Genomic DNA, 15,855 nt, shown 5'->3' with positions numbered 1-15,855 from the left:
GGATGGGATTGACGGGAACAGCCGGAGCGATCACTCAGCGGCGGTGAGGAACTCCGGAAGATCGGCAGCCGGCCCTCCCTGGGCCTGATCGTCCGGCTCGGCCTCGGCGCCTTCACCGGCGTGCGAAGCTGTCTCGACGCCGGGCGTGCGCAGCGGCCCACCTGTACGCAAAGGAACTGGCAGCCAGCCGGTATCGGCAAGAAGCCGCTCGGCCTGCTCGGCCATGTCGGACTTCTTCAGCCCTTCGATGAGCTCCGCCATACCGGCGCCTTTGGCCTCGATGACCGCCTCAAGGATGCGCGCCTTCGGTACGCGATTGAGGTAGTTCTCCACCGTCGGCTTCCACCCGGCCGCGGTCATGTCGAGCGAAACCGCGCAGGCGACCTGGTCGGCATGATGCCGGCGTCCCTGTGTCCGATTCCACGGCTCATGCACCGCGTTGACAGTGAGCGAGACGCAATGGGCGAAGAGCGCCATGCGGCTGTCGTGGTCGAAATCGCAGAGGAACTCCCAGAGCAGTTCCGGCTCGTCGGGAAGCTGCTTCTCCCAATTCGCGTGCCGACCGTCGATGGCCTTCGCCGACTGGCTTTCCTTCAGCCCCGGGCCCTGAACGGTCGGCGTCGGGCTTTCGGCGCGAATCTCCAGGCAGCTCGCCGTCGGATAACGCCAGAAGGTCTGGAGCACGAGGGCATGGAGCGCGGCGAGGAAGGCGATGTCAGGATCGCCCGCCAACGCATCGCGCAGGGCGAGTGTCCGGTGCGCTGTCAGTTCCATGACCAGGCGCTCCGATAGCGGCTTCAGGCCGTCTTCCTCACCATCCGCGTCGGCGTCGGAGGAACCTGTGTTCGTCGGATCCTGACTGGATGCGAAATGCGCGCCTTCGACGGAACCTGGCGATGCTGCATCACCATCGCCTCTTGCTTCGCCAGCATCACCCCGGTCGTCCGCGACCGGTGCTTCGTCTTCGAGACGAACATAGCCGCGCTCGGCCTTCAGCCGGCCATCGCCGTCGATGGAGACGAAGGCACCGGCGCGGGCGACCTCGTCGGGATCGTAACGGACCGGCCGCTCCTCGAAGGCGTCGAGCTCCGCCTCGATCTCAGAAAGACGCCGGTCGATCTCCTCGGGCAGGTCCTCGTCGCTCTCCTGGAAATAGCGCTGTTCGATCTCCTCAAACTCCGACCGCAGGGCTTCGCGGCGGGCATGCTCGTCGTCGGACAGCGGCTCCATTTCGCCCATAACGCGGCGCAGGCCGGCGGTGTGGCCATAGGGGAAGTCCGGAGCGACCTCGATCCACTTCCAGCCTTCGGTCTTGATCGACTCGGCCTCGGCCGCGAGCTTCTCGGTGACAAGCTGCTCCAACAACGCCACATCCTGCAGCCAGCCTTCGTCATTCTGCGAGAACAGGTCGCGCAGCACGATGCCGCCGGCTTCCTCATAGGCCGCGAGCCCGACGAAGCGAGCGCGCTTGTCGGAGGCCCGCACCGTGTTCTCGGTCAGCAGCTTGCGGATGTAATAGGGCTCCTTGTTGTGGCCGCGCTGCACGGTCTCCCAGACCTGTTCCTGCCGGGCATGGTCGTCGGAAATCGTGAAGGCCATCAGTTGCTCCAGCGACATGCCGTCATCGGCATAGACTTCCAGCAGCTTGGGCGACACGCTGGCGAGCTTCAGTCGCTGTTTGACGATCTGCGGCGTCACGAAGAAGCGGGCGGCGATCTCCTCCTCGCCGAGGCACTGCTCCTTGAGCGACTGGAAGGCGCGGAATTGATCCAACGGGTGGAGCGATACGCGCTGGCAGTTTTCGGCCAGCGAGTCCTCCTCCAGAATACCGTCCTCCCGCACGACGCAGGGGATCGGCGCGTTCTTCGCCAGCCGTTTCTGCTTGACCAGCAGCTCCAGCGCCCGGTAGCGGCGCCCGCCGGCCTGCACATCATATTTTTCAGTGGGCTGACCGTCTTCGCCGATCACCGCCCGCACGCTCAGAGATTGCAACAACGTGCGCCGGACGATGTCCTCGGCCAGTTCCTCGATCGATACGCCGGCCCGCACCCGCCGGACATTGCGGCTCGACAGCACCAGTTTGTCGAACGGAATATCCCGGGACTGGGACAGGGAGATTTTCTTAGGCGTTGCCATGTCGGTTCTCCGTGACGAGCCGGAGAAAGCCTCTCTTTCGCCTGACAGGCTCGTCACGAAGATACCCACTTCCCTCTCCCTCTCAGGCCGCCGCCCCCGCCGCTTCCTCCAGGTCGAGGTTGTAGACCTCCGCCCCGGCCGCGGCGTATGCCCGCGCCACCTCGATCAGCGGCGCATAAGAGAATGCGCCCCATGGTTCAGGCTCGGGCGCACCACCCACGCAGATCATCGGCCCGGAGATGACGAGCCTGGTCACTTTGTCGAAGTCGACGCAGCGGCTGTCGATCACCGGAAGTCCGGCGGCGATGGTCTGCAGTTTCACGGTGTCGCAATCGTAGCCGGACAGGCTGCTCTGGCCGCCATACGCATTCAGGTAATGCAGACTGAACCCTCCACGACCGATCTTCAGATAGCCGCCCGGCGTGGCGATGGCCTTGGCGATGTCGGCACCGTAATCGCGATCGCGCATCGATGTTCTCCCGCGACGGGCGGCCCGGAACCGTTCCGGACCTGAAAACCCGTCACGGGCGAAACGGCCGCTCTCGAACTTGTCGAGAGCGGCCCTATCGGCGATCAGGCAAAACAGGTCACACGCCGCACATGCCGTCACATTCATCGGCGAAGAGGTCGAGCTGTCCCTTGTCCGCCGGCGTGTCGAGATCGGCCTCGTCGAGCGGCACGCAGGAGCGATGGAGATACACCTCGCCGCGCAGATTGCGGAAGCCGGTGCGGATCAGCCGGTCGATGGCGACAGCATCGGCGAAGCCGTCGGGATCCTCCTCGCGCATCTGCCGCCACACGACGTCGGAATGATACGGACATCCGATGCAGGCGCTCTTGGGCGGCATGGGATAGCCGTTCCGTTCCAGCCAGCGCAGGCAATCGCGGCGCGTCATGCCCAGTTCGATGAGGGGCCAGCGGTTCACCTGCCAGGGCTCGAAGGACATTTTCATGCGCACGATCTCGTCCAGGGAGATACCGATCCACTGTTCAACGACGGGGCGGCCCGGCGAGCGTTTGCCCGTGAGCCCGACCAGCTCCCGCACCTTGCGGCGGATCGGCACGATCTTCAGTTCCATGGGTAGCACTGCCGGCGGATCATGCCGACATTGCCCGATGCGAATCTGGTGAAGGCGGGAATCGACGCCCAGCGCTCGCCCTGCGCGCCGCGGACCAGCCCGTCGCGGTTGTTGCCGGCAGTCACGATATGCACTGGGAACGGCAGTACATTCGGCGATTTAAGCCAGGCGAGATGCCCATAGACGGCCTTCGGCTCCCAGCCGGTGTCGGCGAAGATGGCGCAGTCGGGCATCGGCCCGACCTCGCCGTGGGCGGCCATCAGTGCGAGGGTGGTGGACTGGACGCCGGCGCCGAGCGAAAGCGCGCCCAGCCTGATGGTGGAGGTGTCGGCCGGCGGAGGAAACAGCGCGTTCATGGCTGCCCTGCCGCCTGCTGCCGGGGCCGCCATTCGGCGGGCGGATCGAAGGTTCCGTCCCAGATGCCGCGGCGCAGAAACCGGGCCGTGCCCTCGTCGCTTGTATAGTTGTAGAGACGATTGGCGTCGCGATCGGCAACCGCCCAGCCGTTCTTCGCCACCCAACTGCTGATGTCGTCGCCACCGGCGTAGCAGACAGATACGAACCGGCCATGAGCATCGCGCGTCGTTCCCTGCCAGACTTCGCAAGTGACCTTTCTGCCTTCGAGAAATTTGATGAGCGCGGCGGCGGCCTCTCTGCCGCAAGGCCATGTCGTGCTATCGCGACGTCGGCAGCGCTGGTCGATCTCCACGGCATCGACGCCGTAGAGGCGATGCTGCTCGCCGCCCACTTCGATCGTATTCGCGTCGATCACATTGGCCTGGTCGGTATGCTCTCTGTCGAGCTCGGGCCAGAAGGGCAGACAGACGAATAATACAATGCCGATGACGGCGGCGAGGCGGACGAACTGGAACTGATAGCGGCTTCTTCTCATGGGATTTTCGGCTCCCAGCCTTTTTTCGACCGTCAGCGCTTTGCCCATAGAAAGCCGCCCTTTTCCTCTCGCACCTAGCGTAGGGCCCCGGAGGACTCGAGCCACTGCTCGCTGGACGACGCGCACCAGGTCTTACGGAAACGTGGAACTTGCTAAGCAGCGTGAGTCTATTGCAGCAGCACGCGATAGCCACCACCAACAATCATCTCATCGGCGGCGCGGATGAGGCGTTGGACACGGGTTCTGAGATAGCCGGCCTCCCAGTCGGCCCGGACGCGCTCTTCGCCGTAAAGGATGGTCGCGATCTCGCGCTGGCTGGCGCCGGCACGCATGCCATCATAGGCTTGCAGCACCATGCCCCAGCGACGCGCCTTACGTTCAGGGTGAAACAATGCGCTGGGCAAGCGACCGAGGCGCTCGAGCGCCAGAAGGCGCCGCAGAGTCATCACTTTGGCTTCGACGCCAGCAAAACCCGACAGGCAGTAGCCGAGCCGTACCGGGCCGGAGAGAAGGCTCCCGGCAATGACATCGAGACGCAATGATCGCGGCCCATCGCAAATCAGCACATGCTCGCCATCCAGCGAACGCAGAACGGTGACCGGATGAGGCACGTTGAGAAGGTCAAAGGAATCAGCGTCGCCGACGAAGCCGGCGGGAAATGCCTCGACTGGTAGAACATTGGTATGGCAATCACCGCGCCAGAAAACCGATGATGCGGAAGCCGGTGAGGAGAGCGTATCGGCGAAATCGCAACCCCCAAGATGGGGCATGGTCCAGTTCTTCCTCAAGGGTGACCAGATTGATTGGTGGTGCCGCGCGCAAGACCTGGCGTGACCTCGGCATGATCAGAAAGCTGGGACAATCGGGATGGCGGCGCAGGAATTCCCAGGCCCAGTCGGCGCGATCGAGATTGAGTAGGTGGCGGTAATTGACGCAGTCCCGCCAGTCCTCAAAGGACGTTTCCTCGCTCACTTCTTTCATCCGGTTCTCACCCTCCTGTCGCTCCCCCCGCCATGTCATGGAGATCGACTGAGCGGCTCGCACCTTGGTAGTGTTGTGCCCACAGGACGGAATGGCTGATGGCGTAAGTCCCTCGCGTCGTTTCGAGCGCGGCCTCACCCATGTCGACCATGAGGCCGACAATGGTCTCGCCACGATACTCAAATGACCTCCCGAGTGGGCGCGGGTTCCACCCGAGCTTGGCCAAACGGTCGACCCAATAGGTCTCGCAAACGATCGAGAGCTGGCTGATGCCTCGCAGGAGGCAGTACTCAGCGATACCGCAATAGACTATGCCGGCGGCCTGACAAGGACTTCCCGGTCGACGCAGCGCAGGCACAACGAATATCCGCGTCCATTCGAAGATGTCATTGGCACGCGGCACCCCCTGAGGCGCAAGCTGAGGGAAGACTTCACTCATCAGATGAGGCTTGAGGCTCGGAACAAGGCGCGAGCCGGCAACGACACCTTTCCCTGGGAGGATACCGAGCAAATAGACGGCATCCTCGGTGTCGAAGGCATCAACCTCGCGGCCGTCGGGGCGGGCAAGATTGTGCCAACCGCGTTCGCCGACATAGATTTCGTGGCGCAGCCGATAATGCTGTTCGAGTTCATCACGATAAGCGCCTCGGTTCGAACTATCGACAATGTGAATATGGAACATGGCGAATCCCCCGCTTTCCATGTTCCTAGGCCGGGAAGGTTATTGCCCGCCATACCAAGATCTGGGGATTTATCCAGGTTGGATTTCGTGCCTGAGAAAGGCCTTCACGACAGCATGGACGTTGTTGGCGGCATCAAGCTTCAGTTTGGCGTTGCGTTGATGTGTCAGGACGGTGTGCTCGGAGAGGGAAAGGATGCGAGAGATCTCCCAGGCCGTCTTGCCGTCGGCCACCCACCGTAAGACCTCGCGCTCGCGTTCGGACAACATTGGCTTTGAGGATTTGCCCGAACCAGAACGCAAACGCGATATTGCCTGCAGAGCCTGACGGGCGAGAAGGCAGACAATGTGCCGGGTGGCAGGCACAAGATCGGCAATTTCCCCAGAAACCGTGACTACGGTAGGCGGCGAGAACGGGGCGTGAATGGGCACGCAGATGCCCTGCCGGAGGCCAAATTCGCTCGCCTCATTCATCACCAAACGGGCGGGTGCCTCCAAGTTCTTTCGACTGACTTCACTCCAGAGGAACGGATCGGCCGTTCGGCGGCAGTAAGCTACGCAAGGATCGTGACGAAAGTGACCGGTAGCATTGTAACGCTCGTACCATTCCCGTGGCCAGCAATTGGCAAGGATATATTCCTGCCAGCGCAATTCATGCGTTAGCGGTAGCTGGGTGATCAGGCAGGCGTAAAAGCCGTAGTGTTTGAGGCAGGTACAAAGCGTGCCGAGAATTTCGTCGACGTTTGTCGCCTGGTCGATCTTTTCGGCGGCCTGAAGAACATCGAAGAGTTCGTTTTGCTTCATCTGCAACGCAGCGGGCGAATTCCACCCGTTCAAGGCGACTACTGAAGGAAAATCTTACCTGCGGCTGCAACGGAAAAACAAGCCTGCAGCATACGAATGATTACTATAATAGGTGGAGCCAAACGCGGCATCCTGACTGTCTCATTGCATGAGGCTGAGGTCGGTCGTGGCTCGCAATCTGAGACTGTTGCGTCAGGCCTCGGGGCTGACGCAGGAGCAATTGGCCGATCTCGCCGGGCTTGACCGTAACTATGTCGGCAAGCTCGAGCGGGAGGAGAATTCGCCTACGGTTGACACGCTAGAAGCGATCGCGTTGGCGTTACAGGTTGATGTCGAGTGGCTGATCCGGCGCGAACCACCCTCCCGGCGCTAAGACCCCGTGGCCGATCGACCCGGCAGAGCCGGCCAGCTACCTCGAAGGGCGCGCTCGCGCCTTTTTCGCTCTCGAAGTTCGCTTCTTGACGCTTTCGCCAGCGTCAACTGCACTATTTTTCTTGGTGGCCCTAACCTTTGCCGGTTTGACGAAGAACTCCGAGACGTCGCTCTCAAGTGCCTTGGCAAGGTCCGCGAGGAACAGGACGGTGGGATTTCGGCGGCCGGTCTCGATGCCACTCAGATAGCCGCGCGTACAATCCGAGCGCAACGACAGCTCCTCCTGAGAAATCTCCCGTTCGCGCCGGAGGCGCTGCACATTGAGACCGACGACCACGCGGATGTCCATACTCGCATGGTCACTGCACCGCACACTTTAGAGCGACACACTATAGTAGACATTCGTGCTTGACATGAAATGGGATTATCCGCTTAACTTATGATTATCGGAACGTTATTCCTATTAAAGGAACATATGATGTCAGGCAGCCTTTCCTTGGAACGCGGGCTTTCGGTACTGGAGATACTGAAAGACTCAGACGAACCGGTGGGCGTGCGCGAGGTCGCAAGACGCCTGGAACTAAGCGCCCCGGCCATCCAAAGGCTTCTGAACACGCTTGCCGAACGTGGATATGTCGAACAGACGGCCGACACGCGTCGATACCGGATCGGCCATGGAGTGCTCGTCCTTGCCCAACACGTGCTGCGCAAGGACCGGCTGATTGCCCTTACCGAACCGGAACTGCAGGCCTTAGCAGCCGAGGACTGCTTCAACGCCTTCCTGGGAGTGCGCTGTGGGTCGGCCGGTCTTTATCTTCTTGCCGTCCAGAGCCGCAGCCCGGTCGTCATCCGCTCTTCGCCGGGCGAGAGGATGGCACTGCATTCGACCGCTCTCGGCAAGGCCTTGCTTGTCGGACTATCCGATGATGCGATCGGCAAGATTCTTGGCGAAGCGCCATTTGAGCGGCTAACGCCCCGTACCGTGACCGAACCTGAGCAGTTGATCAGCCAGCTCCGCACAGCGCGCACGATCGGTTACTCCACCTCACTCGATGAAAACATTCTCGGTGTTATTTCGGTCGGCGCGCCAGTGCGCAGCTCCAGCGGCTCGGTAATCGCTGCCATCAGCGTTGCCTATCCCCGCTCCGTCTGCCCGCAGATCGAAATTGCCGAGGTGGGGGAAAAGGTGATGGCCGCCGCCGCGCGGATCTCGGCGGGTCTTGGATTCGGCGGTGAGAGCGAGTTGCAAGACAAGGATCCCCACGATGCCGCCTGACGCCGTGCTGCTCAACAAGGATCGCCTTCACGCTCGAATGGTCGAGTTGCAGCTTGACGCGGTCGTCGCCACCACCCCAGAAAACGTCACCTATATGAGCGGCTTCTGGGCGATGCCGCAATGGATCCGTCGCGGCCCTCAGGCCTATGTCGTGTGGCCGTCGCCCGGCAAGGGCGAACCTGAGATCGTCACCAGCACGGCCACACTCGATCTGGTCGCCGACCAGCAAATCTGGGTCGAGCGCGTGCGTCGCTATGGCGCCTTCCATGTCGATGGGCACCCCGATGATGCAAAGGATCCGGTCAGCCAGCGGCTGCTCGAACTGCAGGAGGCGCTCAATCATAGCGATGCGCTCTCCGCGCTCGTCGCGGCACTGACCGACGCGGGCCTCACGCGCGCCCGTATCGGCATAGATGAGATCGGCCTGATGCCCGGCCAGATCGATATGCTAAAGGAGCGCCTGCCTGATGCCAGCCTTCTCCCGGCCGCCGGGCTGTTTCGGCACGTGCGCGCGGTCAAGACCGACGAAGAGATCGCCCGGCTTTCCAAGGTCGCCCAGATCGCGGAGCGCTCGATTGCGGCGGCGCTTGCAGTCGCCCGCAAAGGAGCTAGTGAGCTCGACCTAGCCCGCGCCTTCCATGCCCAGACCGTCCAGGACGATGCCTTTCCGGTTCTGGGCTGCATCGGTTTCGGCGAGAGAAGCGCTCTGATGAACGTCCAGCCTTCCGATCGCAAGCTGAGACAGGGCGATGTCATCCGCTTCGATGTCGGTGGGCGGTGCCGTCACTATCGCGCCGACATTGCCCGCATTGCCACTTTCGGCGAGCCGTCAGAGGAAGTGCTCCGCTGTCACCGCGCCCTGCTAGCCGGGGTCGAACGGGCTTGCGAGTTGATTAGGCCGGGCGTGCGCGTTGCCGACGTCTTCGAGGCGGCCGTTGAAACGGTTCGCCGAGAGGGGATTGGCCACTACCGGCGCAATCATGTCGGTCATGGCATCGGGATCGACGGCTATGACGCTCCGTCGCTGACCGCAACCAGCGACGAGATCATCGAAACCGGCATGGTGCTGTGTATCGAGACGCCCTATTACCAGCTCGGCCGCTGGGGCCTGCAGGTCGAGGACATGGTGGTGGTGCAGGTCGACGGTGTCGAGCGGCTGATGGCCACCAGCGGCGACCTCACGGTGCTGTCGCCATGAAGACGCTTCATGGCTATAAATGCATCCGCTGCGGATGCCACTATCCCACAGAGCTTGCCATCGACTCGCGCGGCTGCCCGGCCTGCTATGACAAAGCACCCGCAAATCTGTGCGTTGCATACCATGACGAAGATATCGCCTCAGCCGAATGCCATTCGGGCTCAACGGCGGCATTGCCTTCGCTGTGGCGCTATGCTCATCACCTTCCATGTCCCGCGTCCGATGCTGTCTCCCTCGGCGAAGGTCTAACGCCGCTTGTGCCGGCACCCGCAATCGGCAGTCGGATGGGCCTTCCTTATCTTTTCATCAAGGACGAAGGCCGCAACCCGACCTGGTCGCACAAGGATCGCTTTTCGTCTGTCGCCGTCTCGGTAGCGCGCATGCAGGGGGCGTATGTCGTGGCAACCGCCTCCTCGGGTAACGCGGGCGCTTCGCTTGCCGCCTATGCGGCACGGGCGGGCCTCACCTGTATCGTTGCCACTTTCGCCGGCGCAACCGGCCCGATGCTCGCCCAGATCCGCAAGATGGGCGCAATTGTCGTGCCCTTTGCAAACAAGGCCGATCGCTGGGACTTCATCGCCGAGGGAGTTAAGCGCTATGGCTGGTTTGCTACCTCTCCCTTCCGTGCTCCCGTCATCGGTAGTCATCCGGCCGGCATCGAGGGTTACAAGACACTTGCTTACGAAATTGTCGAACAGATGAGAGGTGCCGTTCCCGACTGGTGCGTTCTTCCGGTCTGCTATGGCGATGCGCTGGCCGGAATTTGGCAAGGCTTTAGGGAACTCCATGAGCAGCGCACGATCGCCCGCCTGCCGCGGCTGGTTGCCGCCGAAGTGCACGGATCGCTGACTGCTGCGCTGGCCGGCGATGGCGATTGCATACCCGACATGAAGGCCGGGTTCGACTCTCTTGCTGTTTCGATCGGTGCCACGCGCAGCACGTTTCAGGCATTGAATGCGCTCAGGCAGTCGGATGGCCTGGCCGTGCCTGTCGGCAATAGCGGCCTGATCACTTGGCAGGAGGATCTGGCGGTTAAGGAAGGGATATTCGCTGAACTGGCCTCGGTTGCCCCCTTTGTCGCCATTGAGTTCCTCCGAAAGAAAAATGTCATCGCACCTGATGATCGAGTTGTTGCCGTGGTGACCGCCAGCGGCCTGAAAGACATCGATCGTTCGCTGCGGTACAGCGAAGCCCAACGGAGCTTCACATCGGTTGCCGAGGCGTGGCGACAATTGTCCAGAAACGACCTGCTCGGCCCAAAGGCGGACCACGAAGTAAGCCTTCAACCAGCCAACTAAGAAGAACAGACAAAGGAGTGGGAAAATGGATCGACGCAGCTTTTTGATCGGCTCAACACTGGCCGCAGTTCCCCTGCCATTGCCGGCGCTCACCGCCACACGTCCCTATCCGGCTGGTGACGCCACTATTGTCGTCGGCTTTGCCGCTGGTGGCGCCGGCGATCTAGCAGCCCGCACCGCCGCCCAATATGCCAAATCCGCCCGCGACTTGGCCATAACACTCGATTTCCGGCCAGGGGCAGGCGGCACGATCGCCACCGACCAGGTGGCCCGCGCCAAGCCCGATGGATCGGTCCTGTCACTCTTTTCAGCAAGTCCCCTAATGGTGGCGCCACACATCCAGAAGGTGCCCTACGATCCGGCGAATGACTTTACCTACGTCGCCGCCTATGCCGGCATCTCGATTCCGTTCTTCGTGCACGCCGACAGCCCGTTTGCGACCTGGGACGAAGCACTCGATTACGCCAGAGCTAATCCAGGCCGGCTCAGATGGGCGACGGCCGCACCACGAGGACTGGCGCACATCGCGACAGAGGCAGCCTTTCGTCAGGAAGGGGTCGAGGCGGTGTTCGTGCCCTTCGGCGGCGGCGCCGAAGCCGTTACCGCACTGCTCGGCGGTCATATCGACGCGGTGGTCGCCTCCGGCTACGGTCCGCATCTGGAAGCTGGTTCCATCCGACTCTTGATCGAGACGGGGCCGGACCCAATCCCCGAACAGCCTGAACTGCCCACTTTCAAGACACGTGGCTACCCGCTCGCTATTCCCGCCGTCTATGGCCTTTTCGGACCGGCCAATCTGCCGGTTGAGTTCGTTTCCTGGTGGGAGGAGTTCCTCGAGGAGATGACCGCGAGCCATGCCTACGAGGGCTTCCTCAAGACCTTGCACGGCCACAGGGTCTATGTCGACAGCGCCAGCTTCACGCAGACCGTGGTCGACGGATATCGCGAGATTGGCCAGCAGATCAATGCCCTTGGGCTGCGTCCATGAACCCGGCGCGAATGAGCGCAATCGGCCTCGCGGCGGCCGGGATTCTCGCCGCGGCAATGGCGTGGCGACTTGGCCTGTGGACAGTGGACCGGCCAGGACCAGGCCTGTTCCCCTTCGCCGCCGGATCGCTGCTGTTCGCCACTTCCCTCGCTGCGGCGCTTCAGGGCGGGGTCGCCGAGGCTGAGGACGAGCCGGTCGATCGCGGACGACTCCTGCGCTACGCAGCCGCGATCGCCGGTTTCGGGCTCGCGATGAAAACTCTTGGCGCGGTCGTTGCCACAGTTGGCCTCATCCTCGGCGTGTTGCGCGGGATCGAAAACCGCTCATGGGCTTGCGCGCTAGGCGTCGCCATAGTGCTGGCCATGCTGTCCTGGGGCGTCTTTCGCCATTTTCTCAGCGTGCCGCTGCCGGCGGGTATTTTGGGGATCGGATAAATGGATGCCATGGTCAATTTGATGGGCGGGCTGGGCGTCGCCCTTGAGCCCACCAATCTTGCCGTCGCCTTCCTGGGCGCTGTCCTCGGCACCGCGATCGGCATCCTGCCGGGACTTGGTCCGACCGCAACCATCAGCCTGTTGCTGCCGGTTTCAGTCATGCTAGAGCCGACAGCTGCGGTCATACTGCTCGCCGGCATCTATTATGGGTCGCTTTATGGCGGCTCAACGGCCTCGATCCTACTCCGCGTGCCGGGGGAAGCTGCAAGCGTGGTCAGCTGCTTCGACGGCTATCCGATGGCGCGGGCCGGCCGCGCCGGCGTGGCGCTCGGCATCACTGCCTTTGCGAGCTTCATCGCCGGTGTGCTGGCGACCTTTGTGATTGCACTGGTGGGCCCGGCCTTCGCGTCGACGGCGCTGGCCTTTGGTCCGGTCGAAAAGACCACCCTTGTGGTGTTCGGCCTGACCCTCGCCACCAATATCGGCGAAGGGCCTCGCATCCGTGCCTGGGCTATGGTGGCGCTCGGCCTTCTGCTTTCCTCCGTCGGCGTCGACCTCGTCTCAGGCGAGGAACGCTATACCTTCTCCATCCCCTATCTGCGCGATGGCTTCCACGTCGCTGTTCTCGCCATGGGCATGTTCGGGGTTAGCGAGGTGCTGATCCTCGCCGAGCGCCAACGGGATTTTACCCCGGCGCTGTCGGCTCGCTACCGCCTACGCGACCTGCTGCCTGATGCCAAGGACTGGAAGGATTCCGCCATGCCGATGACGCGGGGCACGGTGCTGGGTTTCTTTCTCGGCCTTCTTCCTGGTGGCGGCGCTCTGATCGCAAGCTTTGCCAGCTACGTCATGGAAAAGCGCATTGCGCGCCAGCCTGAGCGTTTCGGCAAGGGTGCTATCGAGGGGCTGGCCGGCCCCGAAAGCGCCAACAATGCTGCAGCCCAGGCAAGCTTCATTCCGCTCCTGTGCCTCGGCATTCCAGCTAATGCGGTGATCGGTGTCATCATGGGCGGCCTCCTCATGCAGGGCGTCGTGCCTGGTCCGCGGCTCATTGTCGATCATCCCGATCTCTTCTGGGGCGTGATCGCCAGCATGCTGATCGGCAACGCCATGCTGATCGTACTCAACGTGCCGCTCATCCGCGTCTTCGTGCTGCTGTTACGTATCCCGCCGGCGATGATGGCCCTCTCGATTCTGATCTTCTGCGTGATCGGCGCCTTCTCCATCAACAACAGCCTGTTCGATGTCGGCGTTGTCACCATCTGCGGTTTCCTTGCCTATAGCCTCAGAAAAAGCGGCTTCGATCTTGCGCCGCTGCTCCTTGCCTTCTTGCTCGGCTCGCTGCTTGAGGAAAATCTCCGTCAGGGCTTGATCCTCGGCTTCGGCAGCCCGGTACTTTTCGTGACAAGCCCGATCAGCCTCACCTTCCTCGTTATCGCGGCGCTGACTCTGGTCCTTCCGCTGATACGTCAAATGCGCTGGTAGAGGTCCCGCAATGTCGCGTAGCGATACCATAAATACGGGCAGCGGCTGTAAATACGGGCAGCGGCTGTGTTTCGCTATGGTGCGTGGCTGCCCTTGACAATGGTCCCGGAAAGAACCACACGCAAGATGACCGTGATGCACGACCGACGATCTACGCGCCACGCTCGGCCTCAAGCATTGTGCGCAGTGCTTTGCGGTCCCAGAAAAGGCGTGTCCATTCGCTCTCCCCCCGCGCCTCTACCTGCGTGAGAGTATCGGGTTCGTGAGGGACAACTATCGGCCAGCCCTCGAGCACCGCAAGCCAGCGGTCATCGTAGATCGTATGCTGATAGCGGTGGCCTTCATCGGGCATAATGACACCGATCAGCGCATCCGGATACCTGCGCGCGTACCATGCCGCCACCAACGCCGCCGCCCCGCTGGTGGGCCCCATGAAGAGGGCATGGTCATGATGAAGGCGAAGCGCCGAAGCAAACGCTGGAAACGCACCGACCCAATGGATCTCGTCGACCATCTCATGGCGCAAATTTAATGGCATGATCGAGTTGCCGAGGCCACGCAGGAGCCGTCGCCCTGGCGCGTGACCGAACAGGACGCTGCGATGGGTATCCACGGCAATGATAGTCAGGTCCGGAAAGACTTCGCGGAGGAAGCTGCCGGTGCCGCACAACGAGCCACCTGAACCGACACAGCCGACAAGGCAGTCCACTCGACCGATTGTGCGGGTCATCCATTCGGCAAGTCGACCATAGGCCAACCGATTGTCGGGATTGTCGTATTGCTGCGGCCAGAACGTTTCCGGGCAGTCTTCCAATATCTCTTTGAGGCGGTTGAGTCGCTCGGATTGGGCGCCGGAACCTTCCGGGTCATCGATGACATGGACTTTGGCACCTAAGTGTTCTAGGCGGCGCCTGAGGGTTTCGTCTAGCAGGCTGGCTGCGCTTACCAAGGTGAGATCGAACCCGCGCACCGCCGCGAGCATGGCGAGCGCCAAGCCGAAGGTACCCGAAGTGGTTTCTGCGACCGGGCCGCCGGGTTGCAGGCGGCCCGCGGCTTGCGCTCGCTCGAGCATGAAACGGGCGGGTAAAATCTTCATCAGCGAGAAGCAGGCGGCGAAGAGATTGGGCGCTAATCGCGCGAGGCGCGGTGTTTCATAGGTGGTGAGAAAATCGTCCCCGCCGCTCATTGCAGTAAGGTCCCATCGACGTTGACGGTGAAGGTCATAATCCCAAGAAATCCGGCCTGGCCCAAAGTCTCGGCAAGGACGGCTGCTCGTGCCGCGACGCCGCGTTCATCGGCATCGAAGAGCACTCCCAATAACGTACCGCTGTGAGCGACCTGGATGCCGCATGCGCCGTGCTCTTCCGCAAGTTTCACCGCCGCCTCGAAGCGCGGTTTGGCAAGATGATGCTGGCTGATGCGGGCACTCGCGGTGGCGACGCGACCGATCAAGCGAGGGTCCTGCTGCCGCACCGCATGAGATGTCAGACCGCGCAAAACCCTGAACTGCTCGATCTCTTGGCCGTCATAGCGCGCTCGCGGCAAGCGGAGCGTGGCGATCGGACGGGCACGACCGATCCGGAAGCCGACCACCAAGAGCGGTGGATACTCACCGCCGAAATGTTCGAGAATGAGGCCTTCGCGATGCGCAAACAGCACCACCTGATCGCCGTAGGCGATGGCATCACTTGCCTCTTCCGCTTCAACTGCCAATTTGCAGACGGTAGAACGACGCAATATCACACCGGCAGCAGCGGCGGCCGCTCGGATGGCCGCTATCACGTCGGCCGTCGACGAGCCGTAACCATGACCGACTGGGATGTCACTCTCGAGAGTGAGGTCGCCACCGACCTTAGAATAACCGAGATGGTTGAACGTCAACGCCGCCGCCCGCGCCGCCTTTTTTCTGTTGGCCGGCCGGCACCGGATCGCGCCCTCTCCATTGGGCCAGAAGGTAACCGTGGATTTCCTTGCAGCCAATGGCAGCGTAACGAGCCCGCGATGCAGCCGCCCGTCCTCGCCCTCAAACACTCCTTGCAATAATTCGCCGTGGTGGGCAATCGCCCGGCCGACGCCTACCTGAAGCAGACCCTCCTTGCGCCCGCCATTGAGTGTCTTGCCGCTTTTGGGCTGATCATAGCGCGCTGTGGATTCATTCTGGACCATCGCATGATCCTCCATATGAGGGGACGATTATGCGAATAGTGCTAAGTGCAAGTCACTCACCAGATCT

The 15,855-nt window shown here is 62.1% G+C and carries 17 protein-coding genes and 1 pseudogene; 7 read left to right on the top strand and 11 right to left on the bottom strand.

Going from position 1 to position 15,855, the window contains the following annotated elements:
• Positions 1 to 30: 30 nt before the first annotated feature.
• The 8 genes and pseudogenes from H2509_RS00250 to H2509_RS00215 form a co-directional block, all read right to left on the bottom strand.
• The gene (locus H2509_RS00250) at positions 31 to 2,136 is read right to left on the bottom strand and encodes a ParB/RepB/Spo0J family partition protein (RefSeq protein WP_182161098.1); all 2,106 of its coding nucleotides are present in this window, start codon (positions 2,134 to 2,136) and stop codon (positions 31 to 33) included.
• Between the two features lie 82 nt (positions 2,137 to 2,218).
• On the bottom strand, positions 2,219 to 2,605 hold the full coding sequence (locus H2509_RS00245; protein ID WP_182161096.1) for a hypothetical protein: 387 nt from the start codon (positions 2,603 to 2,605) through the stop codon (positions 2,219 to 2,221).
• Between the two features lie 118 nt (positions 2,606 to 2,723).
• Positions 2,724 to 3,571, bottom strand: a pseudogene (locus H2509_RS00240) (hypothetical protein).
• The gene (locus H2509_RS00235) at positions 3,568 to 4,107 is read right to left on the bottom strand and encodes a thermonuclease family protein (RefSeq protein ID WP_182161094.1); all 540 of its coding nucleotides are present in this window, start codon (positions 4,105 to 4,107) and stop codon (positions 3,568 to 3,570) included. The pseudogene H2509_RS00240 and the gene H2509_RS00235 overlap by 4 nt, the downstream one beginning before the upstream one ends.
• Positions 4,108 to 4,274: 167 nt before the next feature.
• Positions 4,275 to 4,877: a DUF2285 domain-containing protein gene (locus tag H2509_RS00230; RefSeq protein ID WP_182161092.1), complete on the bottom strand. Its 603-nt coding sequence runs from the start codon at positions 4,875 to 4,877 to the stop codon at positions 4,275 to 4,277.
• On the bottom strand, positions 4,798 to 5,088 hold the full coding sequence (locus tag H2509_RS00225) for a transcriptional regulator domain-containing protein (protein WP_182161090.1): 291 nt from the start codon (positions 5,086 to 5,088) through the stop codon (positions 4,798 to 4,800). The genes H2509_RS00230 and H2509_RS00225 overlap by 80 nt, the downstream gene beginning before the upstream one ends.
• Positions 5,089 to 5,095: 7 nt before the next feature.
• Positions 5,096 to 5,770, bottom strand: a complete 675-nt coding sequence (locus H2509_RS00220; protein WP_182161088.1) for an acyl-homoserine-lactone synthase — start codon at positions 5,768 to 5,770, stop codon at positions 5,096 to 5,098.
• 69 nt (positions 5,771 to 5,839) lie between these two features.
• Positions 5,840 to 6,571 (bottom strand): LuxR family transcriptional regulator, encoded by a 732-nt coding sequence (locus tag H2509_RS00215; protein WP_182161086.1) that lies wholly within the window; start codon positions 6,569 to 6,571, stop codon positions 5,840 to 5,842.
• 148 nt (positions 6,572 to 6,719) lie between these two features.
• On the opposite strand from H2509_RS00215, the gene H2509_RS00210 reads away from it, so the two are divergent.
• Positions 6,720 to 6,944: a helix-turn-helix domain-containing protein gene (locus tag H2509_RS00210; protein ID WP_182161084.1), complete on the top strand. Its 225-nt coding sequence runs from the start codon at positions 6,720 to 6,722 to the stop codon at positions 6,942 to 6,944.
• 36 nt (positions 6,945 to 6,980) lie between these two features.
• Here the strand turns inward: H2509_RS00210 and H2509_RS00205 are convergent, their stop codons facing one another.
• Complete coding sequence (locus H2509_RS00205) at positions 6,981 to 7,292, bottom strand: helix-turn-helix domain-containing protein (protein WP_182161082.1); 312 nt, start codon at positions 7,290 to 7,292, stop codon at positions 6,981 to 6,983.
• Between the two features lie 90 nt (positions 7,293 to 7,382).
• On the opposite strand from H2509_RS00205, the gene H2509_RS00200 reads away from it, so the two are divergent.
• Genes H2509_RS00200 through H2509_RS00175 form a run of 6 tightly spaced genes read left to right on the top strand, consistent with a single transcriptional unit; the run spans position 7,383 to position 13,622 of the window.
• On the top strand, positions 7,383 to 8,219 hold the full coding sequence (locus H2509_RS00200) for an IclR family transcriptional regulator (RefSeq protein ID WP_328804930.1): 837 nt from the start codon (positions 7,383 to 7,385) through the stop codon (positions 8,217 to 8,219).
• 4 nt (positions 8,220 to 8,223) lie between these two features.
• A complete protein-coding gene (locus H2509_RS00195) occupies positions 8,224 to 9,417 on the top strand; it encodes a M24 family metallopeptidase (protein WP_182161230.1) in 1,194 nt (397 codons plus the stop codon).
• The gene (locus H2509_RS00190) at positions 9,414 to 10,715 is read left to right on the top strand and encodes a threonine synthase (RefSeq protein WP_182161080.1); all 1,302 of its coding nucleotides are present in this window, start codon (positions 9,414 to 9,416) and stop codon (positions 10,713 to 10,715) included. The genes H2509_RS00195 and H2509_RS00190 overlap by 4 nt, the downstream gene beginning before the upstream one ends.
• Positions 10,716 to 10,740: 25 nt before the next feature.
• A complete protein-coding gene (locus tag H2509_RS00185; RefSeq protein ID WP_182161078.1) occupies positions 10,741 to 11,703 on the top strand; it encodes a tripartite tricarboxylate transporter substrate binding protein in 963 nt (320 codons plus the stop codon).
• Between the two features lie 11 nt (positions 11,704 to 11,714).
• A complete protein-coding gene (locus H2509_RS00180; RefSeq protein ID WP_182161076.1) occupies positions 11,715 to 12,137 on the top strand; it encodes a tripartite tricarboxylate transporter TctB family protein in 423 nt (140 codons plus the stop codon).
• Complete coding sequence (locus tag H2509_RS00175) at positions 12,138 to 13,622, top strand: tripartite tricarboxylate transporter permease (protein WP_182161074.1); 1,485 nt, start codon at positions 12,138 to 12,140, stop codon at positions 13,620 to 13,622.
• 151 nt (positions 13,623 to 13,773) lie between these two features.
• Here H2509_RS00175 and H2509_RS00170 read toward each other — a convergent pair whose 3' ends face one another.
• Complete coding sequence (locus tag H2509_RS00170) at positions 13,774 to 14,808, bottom strand: PLP-dependent cysteine synthase family protein (RefSeq protein WP_182161072.1); 1,035 nt, start codon at positions 14,806 to 14,808, stop codon at positions 13,774 to 13,776.
• Complete coding sequence (locus tag H2509_RS00165; protein WP_182161070.1) at positions 14,805 to 15,788, bottom strand: GHMP family kinase ATP-binding protein; 984 nt, start codon at positions 15,786 to 15,788, stop codon at positions 14,805 to 14,807. The genes H2509_RS00170 and H2509_RS00165 overlap by 4 nt, the downstream gene beginning before the upstream one ends.
• Positions 15,789 to 15,855: the final 67 nt, after the last annotated feature.

Source organism: Stappia albiluteola (assembly GCF_014050225.1).
Taxonomy (GTDB): domain Bacteria; phylum Pseudomonadota; class Alphaproteobacteria; order Rhizobiales; family Stappiaceae; genus Hongsoonwoonella; species Hongsoonwoonella albiluteola.
Note: the sequence above shows the minus strand (reverse complement) of the source record. Positions and strands in the feature narration are given on the sequence as shown.

Coding starts and splice junctions, on each gene's coding strand:
- H2509_RS00250 (WP_182161098.1), bottom strand. CDS start 2,136: ATGGCAACGCCTAAGAAAATCTCCCTGTCCCAGTCCCGGGATATTCCG.
- H2509_RS00245 (WP_182161096.1), bottom strand. CDS start 2,605: ATGCGCGATCGCGATTACGGTGCCGACATCGCCAAGGCCATCGCCACG.
- H2509_RS00235 (WP_182161094.1), bottom strand. CDS start 4,107: ATGAGAAGAAGCCGCTATCAGTTCCAGTTCGTCCGCCTCGCCGCCGTC.
- H2509_RS00230 (WP_182161092.1), bottom strand. CDS start 4,877: ATGCCCCATCTTGGGGGTTGCGATTTCGCCGATACGCTCTCCTCACCG.
- H2509_RS00225 (WP_182161090.1), bottom strand. CDS start 5,088: ATGAAAGAAGTGAGCGAGGAAACGTCCTTTGAGGACTGGCGGGACTGC.
- H2509_RS00220 (WP_182161088.1), bottom strand. CDS start 5,770: ATGTTCCATATTCACATTGTCGATAGTTCGAACCGAGGCGCTTATCGT.
- H2509_RS00215 (WP_182161086.1), bottom strand. CDS start 6,571: ATGAAGCAAAACGAACTCTTCGATGTTCTTCAGGCCGCCGAAAAGATC.
- H2509_RS00210 (WP_182161084.1), top strand. CDS start 6,720: ATGAGGCTGAGGTCGGTCGTGGCTCGCAATCTGAGACTGTTGCGTCAG.
- H2509_RS00205 (WP_182161082.1), bottom strand. CDS start 7,292: ATGGACATCCGCGTGGTCGTCGGTCTCAATGTGCAGCGCCTCCGGCGC.
- H2509_RS00200 (WP_328804930.1), top strand. CDS start 7,383: ATGATTATCGGAACGTTATTCCTATTAAAGGAACATATGATGTCAGGC.
- H2509_RS00190 (WP_182161080.1), top strand. CDS start 9,414: ATGAAGACGCTTCATGGCTATAAATGCATCCGCTGCGGATGCCACTAT.
- H2509_RS00185 (WP_182161078.1), top strand. CDS start 10,741: ATGGATCGACGCAGCTTTTTGATCGGCTCAACACTGGCCGCAGTTCCC.
- H2509_RS00180 (WP_182161076.1), top strand. CDS start 11,715: ATGAGCGCAATCGGCCTCGCGGCGGCCGGGATTCTCGCCGCGGCAATG.
- H2509_RS00175 (WP_182161074.1), top strand. CDS start 12,138: ATGGATGCCATGGTCAATTTGATGGGCGGGCTGGGCGTCGCCCTTGAG.
- H2509_RS00170 (WP_182161072.1), bottom strand. CDS start 14,808: ATGAGCGGCGGGGACGATTTTCTCACCACCTATGAAACACCGCGCCTC.
- H2509_RS00165 (WP_182161070.1), bottom strand. CDS start 15,788: ATGGTCCAGAATGAATCCACAGCGCGCTATGATCAGCCCAAAAGCGGC.